At 72.9% G+C, this 14,409-nt stretch carries 8 protein-coding genes; 3 read left to right on the forward strand and 5 right to left on the reverse strand.

The annotated features are described in order from the left end of the window. Positions 1-61 precede the first annotated feature (61 nt). Together IPZ69_RS08240 and IPZ69_RS08245 are read left to right on the forward strand one after the other, a co-directional pair. Complete coding sequence (locus IPZ69_RS08240; protein ID WP_235453347.1) at positions 62-1,234, forward strand: S1 family peptidase; 1,173 nt, start codon at positions 62-64, stop codon at positions 1,232-1,234. A gap of 86 nt (positions 1,235-1,320) precedes the next feature. Beyond that, on the forward strand, positions 1,321-3,699 hold the full coding sequence (locus IPZ69_RS08245; protein WP_374292992.1) for an AbfB domain-containing protein: 2,379 nt from the start codon (positions 1,321-1,323) through the stop codon (positions 3,697-3,699). Positions 3,700-3,734: 35 nt separating this feature from the next. On the opposite strand, the gene IPZ69_RS08250 is transcribed toward IPZ69_RS08245, so the two are convergent. The 4 genes from IPZ69_RS08250 to IPZ69_RS08265 all read right to left on the reverse strand — a co-directional run bounded on the left by IPZ69_RS08250 (position 3,735) and on the right by IPZ69_RS08265 (position 10,728). Further along, positions 3,735-6,554, reverse strand: a complete 2,820-nt coding sequence (locus IPZ69_RS08250) for an eCIS core domain-containing protein (protein WP_235453348.1) — start codon at positions 6,552-6,554, stop codon at positions 3,735-3,737. 210 nt (positions 6,555-6,764) lie between these two features. Continuing rightward, entirely contained in the window at positions 6,765-8,597 is a 1,833-nt protein-coding gene (locus IPZ69_RS08255) for a GMC family oxidoreductase (protein WP_235453349.1), read from the reverse strand. Next, positions 8,594-10,045, reverse strand: coding sequence for a hypothetical protein (locus tag IPZ69_RS08260; RefSeq protein ID WP_235453350.1), 1,452 nt, complete (start codon positions 10,043-10,045; stop codon positions 8,594-8,596). Before IPZ69_RS08260 ends, IPZ69_RS08255 begins: the two co-directional genes overlap by 4 nt. Next, positions 10,042-10,728, reverse strand: a complete 687-nt coding sequence (locus IPZ69_RS08265; RefSeq protein ID WP_235453351.1) for a FadR/GntR family transcriptional regulator — start codon at positions 10,726-10,728, stop codon at positions 10,042-10,044. Before IPZ69_RS08265 ends, IPZ69_RS08260 begins: the two co-directional genes overlap by 4 nt. Positions 10,729-10,822: 94 nt before the next feature. Here IPZ69_RS08265 and IPZ69_RS08270 point away from each other — a divergent pair, with 94 nt between their 5' ends. Then, entirely contained in the window at positions 10,823-12,604 is a 1,782-nt protein-coding gene (locus tag IPZ69_RS08270; protein WP_235453352.1) for a serine/threonine-protein kinase, read from the forward strand. Between the two features lie 12 nt (positions 12,605-12,616). Here IPZ69_RS08270 and IPZ69_RS08275 read toward each other — a convergent pair whose 3' ends face one another. After that, positions 12,617-14,374, reverse strand: a complete 1,758-nt coding sequence (locus tag IPZ69_RS08275; protein WP_235453353.1) for a serine/threonine-protein kinase — start codon at positions 14,372-14,374, stop codon at positions 12,617-12,619. Positions 14,375-14,409 lie beyond the last annotated feature (35 nt).

The raw sequence follows: 14,409 nt of genomic DNA on the forward strand, positions 1-14,409 counted from the left end.
AGAGCGCTCTCGGGAATCGGCTGTTCCACCCCCACCCCTGGAACGACGAAGGGCAACTCCGATGAGACGCAAGAGACTTACGCATGCCGTCCTGGCCGTACTCCTCACGCTCGGCGGCCTGAGCGCGGCGGGCGCGTTCCCCGCCTCGGCGAGCGTGTCCGCGGCGGACACCCCGCGTACCGCCTCCCCCAAGGCCGCCTCCGACGGCCTCCTGAGCGCCATGCAGAGGGACTTCGGCCTGACGCGAGCCCAGGCCGAGATCCGGCTCGCGGCCGAGCGGGCCGCCACGGCACTCGCTCCGAAGGCGCGCCGCACGGCCGGATCGGCCTACGCGGGCTCCTGGTTCGACCGCGCCGACGGCCGCCTGACGGTGGCTGTCACACCGGATGCGTCGGACGCCACGCGCCGGGCACTGCGCGCCGCCGGGGCCGAACTCCGCACGGTCCGGCACAGCGCACGGCAGCTGGACGCGGCCAAGACACGCCTCGACCGGCTGTCCGTCCCCTCGGGGGTGAGCGGCTGGCACGTCGATCCCGCGGCCAACACGGTCGTCGTCGACATCGTGCGCGACAAACGCTCTGACAACGATGTCCGCACCTTCGTGTCCCGGGCCCGCCGCACCGGTCCCGTCACCGTCAGGACCGTCTCCGCGGCCCCGCGCACCTTCGCCGCGGGCACGGTCGGCGGCGACCCCTACTACACGGGCAACGTCCGCTGCTCCATCGGGTTCTCGGTGTACGGCGGGTTCGTCACCGCCGGGCACTGCGGCCGGCCGTTCGCCGCCGTCTACGGCTGGGACGGCTCCTACGTCGGCAACTTCCAGGGCTCCTCGTTCCCGGGCGACGACTACGCCTGGGTGAGCGTGGGCAGCGGCTGGTGGACCGTCCCGGTGGTGCTCGGCTGGGGCACGATCCCCGACCAGCTCGTGCGCGGCTCGGCCGTGGCACCCGTCGGCTCGTCCATCTGCCGGTCGGGATCGACCTCGCACTGGCACTGCGGCACGGTGCTCGCCACCAACGAGACCGTCAACTACAGCCAGGGCACGGTGTATCAGCTGACGAAGACCAGCGTGTGCGCCGAACCCGGCGACTCCGGCGGCTCGTTCATCAGCGGTGACCAGGCCCAGGGCGTCACCTCGGGCGGCTGGGGCAACTGCTCCGGCGGCGGCGAGACCTGGTTCCAGCCGATCAACGAGATCCTGAACCGCTACGGACTGACCCTGCACACGTACTGACCGCGCGCGGTCGCACCGTGGGGTTCCGCGCACGACGGCGGAGCCCCACCGGGGCGGCACGCCGCGCAGACCATGGAGCAGACAGCATGCCGAGTCTCTCGTCCTCCCGTCCCTCCGCGACGCCGTCCCGGTCCGAGCGGACCTGGCGGTACCTCGTGGCCGCTGTCGCGGTGGCAACGCTGGTCGTCACCACCCTGCTCACCTCCGGCGCGCCGGCGGCCCGGGCCGCCGGGTCCTGGACCCCCAAACCCGCCCCGATGTCCACCCCGTGGACCAGCCGGGTCTCCGTCGACCACCCCCTGCCCGAATATCCCCGCCCGCAGCTCACCCGGCCCGACTGGGCCAACCTCAACGGCCTGTGGGACTTCGCGGTCACCGCCCGCGACGCCGCGCGGCCGACCACGTACGGCGAGCGGATCCGCGTGCCGTTCGTGCCGGAGTCCGCGCTCTCCGGCATCCAGCGCAGGATCAGCGGCGACGACCGGCTCTGGTACCGGCGCACCTTCACCGTGCCCGCCGACTGGGGCAACCGCCGCGTCCAGCTCAACTTCGGTGCCTCCGACTGGGAGACCACGGTCTGGGTCAACGGCCGGCGGGCGGGGGCCGTACACCGTGGTGGCTACGACGCCTTCTCGTACGACATCACGTCCCTGCTGAACGGCGGCACCAACACCGTCGTCGTCTCGGCGTACGACCCGACGGAGGCCGGCGGCCAGGCCATCGGCAAACAGCGCGTCCAGGACGTCACCCCGCACCCCGGGCACAGCATCGTCTACACCGCCTCGTCGGGCATCTGGCAGACCGTCTGGCTGGAGCCCACCGCCCCGGCCCACATCACCCGGCTCGACCTGGTCCCGCACCTGGAGGACGGCACGCTGCACGTGACGGTGCGCGGCGCCGGAGCCGACGGCGCGGCCGTCAAGGTCACCGTCTCCGGCGGCGGCACCCCCGTCGGCAGCGCCACGGGCACGGTCGGCTCCGAGTTCTCCGTGTCCGTGCCGAACGCCCGCCTCTGGTCGCCCGACGACCCGTTCCTCTACGACGTCACGGCCCAGCTCACCGGGACCCCGGGAGCCGACCGGGTCGGCAGCTACGCCGGCATGCGGTCCATCGCGGTCAAGGACGTGGACGGCGTGCGCCGCCCGGTCCTCAACGGCCACTTCGTCTTCCAGACGGGCACCCTGGACCAGGGCTTCTGGCCCGACGGCAGCTACACCGCCCCCACCGACGAGGCGCTCCGGTTCGACCTGCAAAAGCACAAGGACCTCGGCTTCAACATGGTCCGCAAACACATCAAGGCGGAGCCGCAGCGCTGGTTCTACTGGGCGGACCGGCTCGGACTGCTGGTGTGGCAGGACATGCCGTCCATGGACAGCGCCAAGACCCCGGACAGCGTGTCCCGCACCCAGTGGGAGAGCGAGTACCGGGCTCTCATCGACCAGCACCGCAGCTCGCCCGCGCTGATCCAGTGGGTCGACCAGAACGAGGGCTGGGGCCAGTACGACCAGGCCCGCATCGCCGACCTGGTCAAGGCCTACGACCCCACCCGCCTCGTGGACAACATGAGCGGCGTCAACTGCTGTGCCGCCCAGGACGGCGGCAACGGCGACGTCATCGACCACCACAACTACGTCGGCCCCGGCAACACGCCGACGGAACCGGTGCGCGCCTCGGTGCTCGGCGAGTACGGCGGCCTCGGCTACCGGGTGGCCGGCCACGAGTGGTACCCGGGCGGCGGCTTCAGCTACGAGGACCAGCCGACCCTGTCCGCCCTCGACGACCGGCTCGTCGGACTGCTGGAGGGGATCCGGGAGAACGCCATGCCCGCGGGCGGCCTGTCGGCCTCCGTCTACACACAGATCACCGACGTGGAGAACGAGGCCAACGGGCTGATGACCTACGACCGTCAGGTGGTCAAGGTCGACGAGGCCCGCGTCCGGGCGGCCAACCAGGCCCTCATCGCCGCCTCCCGCACGCTCGGCCCGCCGGTGCGGCTTCCGGTGGACCAGTACGTGTCGATCCGCGTCACCACACCCGGCTACACCGACCGCTACGTCCGGCACTACGACGGACTCGGGTACACCGAGGTGGTCACCGCCGGCAGCGACGACGTGCTGAAGCAGGACGCCACCTGGAAGGTGCGGCCGGGCCTGGCGAACAAGCTCTGCTATTCGTTCGAGTCCCGCAACTACCCCGGTGAATACCTGCGCCACCGCGACTTCCGGGTCCGCCGCGAGGCGGGCGACAACTCCGCGCTGTACCGGGCGGACGCGACCTGGTGCCCGGTCCGCGGCGAGGGAGGCATCAGGCTGGCCGCGTCCGACTTCCCCGGCCAGTACCTGCGGCACATCAACGCCGAACTCTGGCTGGCCCGGTCGGGCGGCACCCACGCCTGGGACAACCCGAACTCCTTCACCGAGGACACCACTTGGGCCATCGAGGCACCTTGGGCGCAGGCGCCCTGACCGGCAGGCCGGCGCCGCGCCCGGGCCGGCGGTCGTCACACCTCCGTGGCTTTGACGTGCTCGTACCAGTCGCTGCCGCCGTTCGCCGCGACGTGTCCCGTGTCGTGCTTCCACTCGCTCTCCGTGACCCGGAAGCTCGCGCCCGGCATGAGCAGCACCTCGGCCTCCGTGCCCTGGTACTGGTGGAACGGGTCGATGTCGCGGCCGTACTTGCCGGTGAGCGTCAGTTCCAGCAGGACCCGGTGCCGTGACATGCCGTCGACCCGCTGACCCCGCATGAAGGTCATCCCCACGCGCTCCACCCGGCTGGTGCTGTCGAAGGAGGTGGTGAAGATGGAACCCGGCCGGTAGTTGACCGCCGCGTACTGGCCCAGCTGGGACACCGGCCCCTCCCCGCCGAGCTTCCAGTCGCCCCGGTAGACCTTGCCGGTCACGGGAGGCAGCCGGTTCAGCGCCTCCATCGTCATGTCGGCGTGCGCCTTCAGCTCCTCGAAGAGCACGGGCGCGAGTTCGTCGATCCGCGGGTCGATGATCGCCAGCGCCGCCTCCTTGGCCGCCGCGTTCGTCCCCCGGGCCGCCCTGAGCTGCGGCGCGATCACCGGGTCCTGGTCGATCGTGGGCAGCTTCTCGTGCGGGTTCCGGACGGCCCAGCGGAGCTGACCCTTGATCTCGGCGAGCGAGAGGGACTCGGCGCCGGCGGTGAGCAGACCGCCGGTGCCGTACGGCGCGTACCCCTCGGGCAGGAGCCGGCTGCGCACCGCCGCGTTGATCATCCTGTGCGCGCCGCCCGTGTACGTCATCAGGGCGGTGGCGTGCGCGGGCTTGAACTTCTCCGCGACCTGCGTGGTGGAGGCGTTGTTGTTGTCGGCCTTCCACTTCGTGATGCGCGGGGTGGGCGTGGTGTCGCCCTGCAGAAAGGTGTTGTACTTGGTCTGAGCTTGGCCGGCCGCGCCCACGCCCGGCTCCATGAAGCCGCTCGCCTTGGGGTCCTGGACCCGAGGCCGGGAGGCTTCGGCGAGGTACATCAGCTCGTGCGGGAACTGGCCCCGGACGCAGACGTTCTGGCGCAGCTCCTGCTCGGTGAAGGGCGCGATGTCCTGGTACATCAGCGCGGCGCCCTTGTCGGCCCGCATGGCGGACTCCTTGGGCCCCTTGACCCCGGCCGCCCAGGAACCGCGCAGGATCTCGTAGAGCGAGTGGTCCCAGGAGGGCAGCATCCAGCCCATCACGGCCATCCGGTAGTCGAAGACGTCCACCCCGGCCGCGTTGATCCACTGGAAGGTCTTGAGCATGCGGGTCGTGGTGCCCGACATGCCCGCGACGACCGGGAGGCCGCGCGCGGCGCTCGACTTCGCCCAGCTCGACGCCTGGTTGATCTCGTAGTAGGCGCTGCCCTCGATCCAGGGCAGCTTGGTGTCCTTGCCCGGACGGCCCGCGAACACCAGCTCCCGGGCGCTGAGCGGGGCGCCTCGGTCCTCGTAGTCGCGGGGGGTCTTGCGGTGGGCGTCCCGGTCGGCGTCGCTGCGTTTTTGCCGTGGCCCCTGGCTGCTGACCATCTCAAGGGTGTCGCCGAAGAGGGTCTCCGAGTTCGACTGGGCCAGGATGTTGCCCAGCGCGTACGGGTCCTTCGCGTAGTTGTAGCCCTTGCCCTGGGTGCTCGCCGCCGTCTCCAGGAACGTCCGCGACCAGCTGTTGAGGAACGCGGAGTGCTTCTTCACCTCGTCCACGTTCATGCCGAGACCCGACGCCAGCTGCGGCTTGGGGCCGATGATGCCGTTCAGGACCTCCTTGAGCGAGAACTTGCCCGCGCCGCCGTCCGGCCCGGTCGTGTTGTAGTAGGCGGCGTTGTACAGCGCCGTCATCAACTCCCGCACATTGCCGTCGCGGGCGAAGAACTCCTTGATCTGGTCGGTGGTCATGCCCTCGCCCACCTGGCCGCCGCTCGTCCTGTCGTTCATGAAGAACGACTTGTTGGCCAGAGCCGGGTTCTTGTGCTCCCGTTGGGCGTAGGCGATGAGGAGCCGCTTGAGCCGGGCCACGGTGGCGCGGGCCGCCGCGAGGGCCCGCGGATGGTTGAACGCGTAGCCGCCCAGCCGCCTCTCGAACTCCTCGGCCGCGGCCTGCCAGCCCGTTCGCGCGTAGTACTGGGCGTGGTCGAACGGCGCCTCGCCGTTCCCGTAGCGCTGCACGGCGACCGGTCCGCCGGTCCGGGCCGGCGCGGCCACCCGCTGTACGGGCGCGTCGGCGACCGGCGCGGGACCGGACAGGGCGCGGCGGGCGTTCTCCTCCGCGGCGCGTTCGAAGTGGTCGGAGGGGTGCGAGATGCTCAGGCCCGCGCCGTTGTCGGTGCCCGCGACCGGCCCCTGGCGCTGCTGGATGACGTGGGTCAGCTCATGGGCCAGGGTGTGCCGGTCGGCGCCGCCCGAACCGATGACGACATGGTTGCCGGAGGTGTAGGCGCGGGCGCCGATCTCCGCCGCGGACGCCTGGGCGCTCGGGCCGGTGTGCAGTCGCACGTCGGAGAAGTCGGCGCCGAGCCGCGCCTCCATCTCCGAGCGGACCGGCCCGTCCAGCGGCCGGCCGGCGGAGCGCAGCACGTTCGGCACCGACGAACGCTGAACGGGAGCGGACTCCCCGTGACCGCAGGAGGCGTCGTGCACATGGCGCTCCTGTTCCAGCGCCCGGACCACGGCGGCGTTCCCGGCGGAGCGCTGCAGGACCAGGAGCTGCCGCGCGGACAGCGTGCCCGACGCGGCCGGGCGGGCGGCGCCGCTCCCGGCGACAGCGGTGGCGCCGGCCGAGCGCGCGGGGGCGGCGGTCCGGGCGGCCTGATCCTGCTGATCGTGACTGCGCATGGACAGATACTCGGCCATCTCCCCCTGGAGTGCGAGGAGTTCACACATCCGTAAGATGTGGCGCCGCCCCCGCGGACTAGGTCCTGTCGTCAAACTCGCGTCGTCCGCCCGAAGGGCGGGCCTCGCGGCGTCATGGGGGTCCCCCCTGCTCGAAGAGCTTGGGGGAGCGTGCATGGCGTCGCGGGGCAGACGGGAGTTTGACGACAGGGCCTAGCGCTCCACCTGCCCCTGAGTGATCGCCAGGGCCGCCGCCATGATGCTCAGCTGCGGATTCACCTCGGGACAGCCCGGGAGTACCGACGCGTCCGCGACCAGCACCCCGTGCACGCCGCGCAGCCGTCCCGTCGGGTCCGCCGGGAAGCGCTCCGCGTCGGTGCCGGCCGCGACCGTGCCGGTGGGGTGGTAGGCCGACAGATGCAGCTGCCGTACGCTCGTGCCGGCCAGCAGGGTGTCCAGTTCCGCCAGGCCGCGCACCCGGGGCGTGCCGGGGATGCCGGTGAGGACTTCCTCGGCGCCCGCCGCGAACAGCAACTCGCCCATGGCGCGCACCGCCCGCAGCAGCCGGCCGGCGTCGCGGTCGTCCACGTCGTAGCGGAGCAGGGTGCGGTCCCGGCCGAGCACCCGCCCGGAGGGCCGGTCGGCGATCATCGCGCCGAGGGTGGCGAGCCGGTCGGCGCCCTCCAGTTCACGGCGCAACTCGCGCCCCAGCCCCGGCAGTACGAACGACCCCATGCCGGGCGGGGTGGCGGTGGCCTCGATGAGGACGCCCTCGCCGTGATGCTCCTCCACGCCCACGCTCTGCAGTACGCCTTCCCAGGCGGTGACCGGTTCGGCGAAGCGCCCGGCGACGCTGGTGGCCGGGTGGACGCTGAGGTTGTGCCCGAGCCGGGGGTGTCGGCCGAGGCCCGAACGGCGCAGCAGCGGCGGCGATTCGAGGGCGCCCGCCGCGACCACGACCAGCGGCGCGAGGATCTCGACGGCACCGCCTTCCCGGCGTACCCGCACCCCCGCCGCACGCGGCCCGCCGGGCCGGTCGGCGTCGACGAGGACGCGCTCCACCCGCGCGCCGGTGACGATACGGGCCCCCGCGGCACAGGCGTCGGGCAGCACCGACAGCTGCACGCTCTGCTTGGCCCCGGTCGGACAGCCCACCACACACTGGCAGGAGCCCTTGCAGCCGGGCGCGTTGCGCCGCAGGGGAGCCGCGCCCCAGCCGAGCGCGGACGCTCCGGCCAGCGCGATACGGCCGTTGCCGCCGAGGACGTCCAGGGGCTGGGTGGCCACGCGCAGGGTGCGTTCGACCTCGTCGAGCCGCCGGCCGAAGTCCTCGGCGGGCGCGAACCCGAACTCCTTGCTCCAGCGTGCGAGGACATGGTCCGGAGTGCGGTAGCAGGTACCGGAGTTGACGACCGTGGTGCCGCCGACGGCCCGGCCCACGGGCAGCAGCAGGGGAGGCCGGCCGACGGCGACGGTGGCACCGCCGTCCCGGTACAGGTCCGTGAACCGGTCGAGCGGGGCCCGCCGGCCGAAGGACTCCGTGGAGTGGTGCTGTCCCTCTTCGAGGACGACGACGTCGAGGCCGGCCCTGGCCAGGGTCCGGGCGGCCATGGCCCCGCCCGCGCCCGAGCCGATCACGACGGCGTCCGCGGTGGACCGTGCCGGCCACGCGTGCACCGGCGTGCAGTCGAGCGGGGGGTCCTGGCGGGTGAGCAGGGGCACCGGAAGCCCGTCCTGCAGCATCCGTTCGGTCCCGGCGGCGAGCAGGACGGGCACCTTGAGCACGTCCAGCAGCGGCTGCAGCGCGGGCCGTGCGCCCAGGCCGCGGAGCACGGACTCCCGCTCGGCGTCGGTGAGCGCGGCCAGTTTGCGCCCGGTCCGCGCCACGGCGTAGGCGTCCAGTCCACGTGCCGCCGCCCGCACACCCGCCCGCGCGGGCAGCGGCATCGAGGCGAGGACCGTCTCCAGCCTGGCGGGGACGCGGGCGGGCCAGTCGGCGGTGCGGTCGTCGGCGATCAGCGCGGCGACCATGCCGGTCAGGCTCATCGGGTGCCCACCTCCGCGTGGGCCGTGCCGTCCAGGGTCCACTCGGCCTCGGTGCGCCAGCCGCCGAACCACCATCGTTCCAACAGGACGTGCGCGTCGGCGCGTTCGCTGTTGCGGCAGATCGCGTGGGCGCCGTCCGGGTCGGTGTAGTCCAGGGCGAGGATGCGCTCCTCGGGCTGGGTGACCTCGACGCGGATCCGGCGCAGCCCGGCGCGGCCGGTGACCGTCCAGGTGGGCAGGTCGATGGCGGCGCGGAAGCGGCCCGCTCCGGCCCAGCCCACCGCCGGGCGCTCGGCGCGGCGCGGCCAGGTGCGGCCGCCGTGGCGCAGGCGGAGGAAGACCAGGGGAGGGAGCCGGCGCAGGCCGGGACGCATGGAGACGGCGGCGACGATCTCCAGGACGTCTCCGCCGCCGAGGTCCGCGTGCAGCCAGGACCAGCGGCGGGCGTTGCCGTGACCGTAGATCCGGGCGGAGGCGCCCGGGGCCCCGGTGAGCGTCAGCGTCGTGTCGTCGTGGGTGAAGGTCCCGTCGTAGGAGGCGTTCGCGGCGGGGAGCATCTGGGCGGCGGGCAGCAGGGGCCGCCGCCACGACCACCGGGGGAAGGTGAACAGCGGCTCGCCCAGGGGCCGTTCGGTGAGCTCCCAGCGGAGGGCGTCGTCCTCCGCCGAGCCGCTCAGGTGTCCCGGCCGGACCGCGACCCCGTCCATGCTGAATCCAGCCTGGTCGGCGGTCCAGCGGGTGGGGCCGAAGCGCGCGTGCCGCACCGGTCCGTCCTTGGGGAACACCGCGGCCCAACCGTGCGCGTACGGCTCGGATCCGTCGGCGGGCGCGACGAGTTCGTGGTGCAGCCACAGTCCGCCGCCGGTCGCCGGGTCGGTGACGGTGGTGTACCAGACCTCGGTACGGCCCGGCTCGCCACGCCAGCGGGGCGCGAGGAGCGCGTCGGGGTTCTCCCGGCGCGGGAAGCGGAAACTCGCGAGGAACGGCAGGAGCTGGGTGGCCACGGGGAAGCGCAGGGTGCCGGTGCCGACCTGTGCGCCGTCCTCGTACAGCGTGAACGGCAGGACGGTCATCGACGCCACCGGCCTGCGCGGCGTCACGGACTTCCAGCCGTCGAGGGTCAGCCGGCGGCCGTCGGCGGTGAACGCGATGCGGTAGCGGATCCGGCGCCGTGCGAGCGGCGAGATCTCCAACTCGCCCTCGGCGCCCGCGTCGTCGGCCCAGTCGGCGATCCGGACCCGACCGGTGGCGCGGGCCTGGGTCGTGCCCGTCAGCCGCATCACACGGTCCGCCGAGACCCGCAGATCGAGGCGTACCTGGCGGGTGCGGTCCTCGTCGTCGAGCCGCAGCGTGCCGAGCATCGTCTCGGTGAACAGGGTGCCGCGAGCGGGGGTGTTGCCGTCGTCGCCCGTGCACTTGCCCTTGCCCGCAGTGCCTGCCGTGCTCATGCGAGACCCTCCAGCATGATCCGCTCGGTCGTCGTCAGATACTCCTCGGCCGCCCGCCGGGCACCCGCCCGGTCGCCGGCCGTGACCGCGTCGACCACCGGCTCCAGGCGTCCGTGGGCCACGGCGGCGTCCGTGAACGGGCCGCGGAGCGCGGCGCGTACCGGCAGATAGGCGTTGAAGAGGGTGTTGGTCAGCAGGACGTAGACCCGGTTGCCGGTGGCACGGGCCAGGGCCCGGTGCACCTCGATGTCCGCGAGCTGCACGGCGTCGCCGCCCTCCGCCTCCCGCACGGCCGCCAGCAGGACGCGCAGCTCGGCGCGTTGCCGCTCGGTGGCCCGGTCCGCGGCGCGTTCGGCGATCAACGCCCCGATACTGCGCCGTACTTCGAAGATCTCGCCGATCCAGTGACCGTCGTGGCGCACGAGCATGGGCAGCAGATCGGCCCCGCCGAGGCGCAGATAGTCCCGCACGCGGGTGCCGACACCGTGCCTGGTCTCCAGCAGGCCTGCCTGTACGAGGCGGCCGAAGGCGTGCTTGAGGGTGGTGCGCGTGACGCCGTAGCCGTCGGCGAGACTGCGCTCCGGTGGCAGGTAACTCCCGGCCGGATGCCGCCCGGTGAGGATGTCCTCACGCAGCCGGTTCTCCAGTACGTCGACGATGGTCTCGCGGGGCAGTGCCTCCACGCGGTCCTCCCCAGTGGCTCAGTGGATGAGCCACTCAACCAATGGGAGGCGGGGAAGTCAATGGCTGTGTCCGGCGGGGGTTATCCTCCTCGGCATGAGTGAGGGGGAAAGCGGCAGACGGATCGTCGACGGCCGCTTCGCATTGCAGGCCAGGCTCGGGGGCGGCGGCATGGGCACGGTGTGGCGTGCCCAGGACCTGCTGCTGCACCGCGACGTGGCCATCAAGGAAGTACGGCCGCCGGACGCCGGTCTCGCCGAGTACGACCCGGACGGCGCCGTGACGCTGCGCGAACGGGTCCTGCGGGAGGCCCGCGCGCTGGCCAGGGTCGACCACCCGAACGTCGTGACCATCCACCACATCGTCGACGGCGGTCCCGACACCTACCCGTGGATCGTCATGGAGCTGGTCCAGGGCGGCTCGCTGGCCGACCGTCTCAACCACGGCCCCATGCACCCTGCCGAAGCGGCCCAACTCGGCCAGGGCGTCCTGTCGGCGCTGCGCGCGGCGCACGCCGCCGGCGTGCAGCACCGGGACGTGAAGCCCGCCAACGTCCTGCTGCGCCCCGACGGCCGCCCGGTCCTCACCGACTTCGGCATCGCCGCGCTGCGCGAGTCGACCGCGCTCACGGTGACCGGGGCGTTGATCGGCACTCCCGACTACATGGCGCCTGAGCGCATCTCGGGTGGCCCGGGCGGGCCGGAGGCGGACCTGTGGTCACTGGCGATGATGCTCTACGTGGCGGTCGAGGGGCAGCACCCGATGCGCCGGGGCACGACGCTGGCCACGCTCGCCGCCGTGCTCTACGACGAGGTTCCGCCGCCCACCCACGCCGGCCCGCTCACCGACCTGCTCAACCGCGTCCTGGTGAAGGACCCGGCGGTGCGGCCGGACGCCGAGACGGTGGAACGCATGCTCGCGGCCGCGGCCGTGGCGCGGCCCGCTCCCGAACAGCAGGCCACGTCGTACCAGTTGGCACCCCCGATGCCCGCGCAACAACCCCGGGACGCCGCGCCCTGGACGTCCGCGCCCAACCCGGCGGGTGGGGCGGGTGCCTTCGGCACGACCACGGCGGGTGGTTTCGGAGCTTTCGGCACGACCACGGCGGGTGGTGCCGGAGCCTTCGGTGCCACCACGGCGGGTGATGCCGGTCCCGTCGACGCGCACGCGGTCACCAAGCGGGCCGAACGGCCGCGGCGTACCCGGAACATCGTGATCGCCTGCTCCGTGGTCGCCACCGTCGCGGTCGGCGGCGTGATCCAGGGACTGGTGTACAACGGCGGTGACCACGACGCCTCCTCCGATTCCACCGACCCCACCAACTCGTCGCGCCAGACCGCGTCCCGCACGCCCGGCGCGACCTCCGGCGGCGCGGGCGATCAGGGTTCCGGCGGCGCGGCCGATCGGACCTCCGGGGACTCGAAGACGACCGACCTGCTCACTCCCGACGGCATCCGCACCGCCCTGAAGGCCATCGAACGCGAAACGGGACGTGACTCGTTCGGCGACTTCAGCGTCTATCCCGAGTACGTCAACGCCCAGGTCATGGTCACCGGCAGCCGGACCAGCTACGACACCTACACCTACCGCGTGAACGGCGGCGTGGAGAAGGGCATCATCAAGGGCAAGCTGATGGGCGGCGAACAGCCGCTGACCCTGGACAACTTCAACTGGGACGCTGTTCCCGCGCTCCTCGCCGAGGCGAAGAAGAAGCTGAAGGTCGACAAGCCCACGAGCCGCTACCTGCTGATCCGCCAGCCGAACAACATCTTCGACACCCCGGCAGGTATGGCGATCTACCTGAGCGACGAGTACGACCACGGCGGGTACATGGAGGCCGACCCGCACGGCAAGGTGACCAAGACGATGGCGGACTGAGGCCGACGGGCGTCAGGAGGAGCGGGTCAGGCGGGACGGTGAACCGGCCGTCTGACTGCCCTCGTTGCCGAGCCGGAGGGTGTCGGCGCCGGTCTTGGTCAAGGTGTAGAGGTTGCCGCGCACGCAGACCACCCCGGCCGACGGGTCGGTGGGCGTGCTGGTGGCCGCCTCGAAGACCATCGAGTTCCGGTGGGGCTCCCGCAGGCGCAGCGTCTCGGTGCAGCCGACGTCCCGGCCGCTGCCGGCCTCGGTGACATGGCTGACCTGGCGGCCCACGAGTTCGCCGCGGGCCGCCCCGTGCAGGGTGACGACTACGGTGACGTCACTGGTCCGGGAGTTGACGACGCCGTCGGCGGACTTGCTCCCCGGCCCCGTGCCCTTCCAGGTGCCGACCCACGATGCGGGCAGGGCATCCGCCCGCGCGCCGGATCGGGACGGCGGGGGAGACGAACCGCTCCTGCCGCCCGACGAGTTGACGCTGTCTCCGTCGGGCCACGACAGCGCGGCGACGACGGCCGCGACCGCTACCACACCCGCGACGACGGCGACGGTGCGCGCGCGAGGCGCCCGCCCCCGTGCCGGTGTCGGCCCGGTGGGTGGCCCGGTCGGCGGGGCGGCGGGCGGACCGTAGGCGTACGGCGGCCCGAAACCGGCCGACGGCCCTGGCCCCGGGGGAGCCGCGGCGGGCGCTGACGCGGCGGCCGGCATGACCAACGGGGCGGTCGGCGTGACCGCCAGGGGCGGGAGTGTGCCCGGCGTGACCGTGGCCATCGGCATCGAGGCCGACGGGACGTTGGCCGATGGCACGGTGGCCGGTGGCACCGCGTCCCGCGGTGCGGCGAAGGCGGGTGACCGTTCCAACAGCGCCCGCAACTCGGCCTCCCTGGCGGCGAGTTCCTCGTCCAGGCCCGGTGGAGGAGCTGTCACCCAGTCGCCGGGGCCTCCGGCACCCGGCGCGGTGCTGCCCAGGTGTTCCAACAGGGCCTGGGCGGTGGGGCGTTCCCTCGGCGACTTGTGCAGACAGGCGGCCAGCAGCGGCAGTAGGGATGCCGGGACGCCGTCCAGGACGGGCTCCTCGTGCGCGATCCGGTACAGCAGCCGCGCGGCGGAGGGGTCCTCGCCGGGGCGGAGGAACGGGCCCGCGCCGGTGGCCGCGTACACCAGGACCGCGCCCAGGCAGAAGATGTCGCCGGGTTCGGCCGAGCCCTCGCCGGTGACCTGCTCCGGTGCCATGTATCCGGGGGAGCCGACGACGCCCCCGGTGCGGGTGTGGCGGACGTCGTCGGCCGCGCGGGCGATGCCGAAGTCGATGAGCAGGGGATGGCGGCGGGCCAGCAGCACATTGGACGGTTTCACGTCACGGTGGGCCAGGCCCGCCCGGTGCACGGTGCTCAGTCCCTCGGCGAGTTCCGCCGCGAGGGCCCGGACGGCGGGCTCCGGCAGCGGACCGTGCGACCGCACCCAGTCGGCCAGGGACGGCGCGGCCACGTACTCCGTGGCCAGCCACTGCGGCCGGTGTCCCGGCGGGCTGTAGTCGACGACCGCCACCGCCCAGGGGGAGCGCACCCGGTCGCTGCTGACGATCTCGCGGGCGAAGCGCTCCTCGAAGCCCGGGTCCACGCCGAGTTCGGGCCGCACGGTCTTCAGCGCGAGCGGCCGGCCGGACGGGGTGCGGGAGAGGAACACCTGGCCCATGCCGCCGGCCCCGAGCCGGGCCAGCAGTCGATAGCCGCCGATGTCCGTCGGATCGGTGGGATCCAGACTCCTCATGAGCGGCTCCGGCCGATCCACGCCCTTCGCATGGG

Source organism: Streptomyces olivochromogenes, assembly GCF_021538895.1.
In the GTDB taxonomy this organism is placed as follows: domain Bacteria; phylum Actinomycetota; class Actinomycetes; order Streptomycetales; family Streptomycetaceae; genus Streptomyces; species Streptomyces olivochromogenes_A.

What these genes read in the sequence shown, in the direction of transcription:
- IPZ69_RS08260 (WP_235453350.1), bottom strand. Translation starts at nt 10,045, where the DNA reads ATGAGCACGGCAGGCACTGCGGGCAAGGGCAAGTGCACGGGCGACGAC.
- IPZ69_RS08255 (WP_235453349.1), bottom strand. Translation starts at nt 8,597, where the DNA reads ATGAGCCTGACCGGCATGGTCGCCGCGCTGATCGCCGACGACCGCACC.
- IPZ69_RS08275 (WP_235453353.1), bottom strand. Translation starts at nt 14,374, where the DNA reads ATGAGGAGTCTGGATCCCACCGATCCGACGGACATCGGCGGCTATCGA.
- IPZ69_RS08250 (WP_235453348.1), bottom strand. Translation starts at nt 6,554, where the DNA reads ATGCGCAGTCACGATCAGCAGGATCAGGCCGCCCGGACCGCCGCCCCC.
- IPZ69_RS08270 (WP_235453352.1), top strand. Translation starts at nt 10,823, where the DNA reads ATGAGTGAGGGGGAAAGCGGCAGACGGATCGTCGACGGCCGCTTCGCA.
- IPZ69_RS08240 (WP_235453347.1), top strand. Translation starts at nt 62, where the DNA reads ATGAGACGCAAGAGACTTACGCATGCCGTCCTGGCCGTACTCCTCACG.
- IPZ69_RS08245 (WP_374292992.1), top strand. Translation starts at nt 1,321, where the DNA reads ATGCCGAGTCTCTCGTCCTCCCGTCCCTCCGCGACGCCGTCCCGGTCC.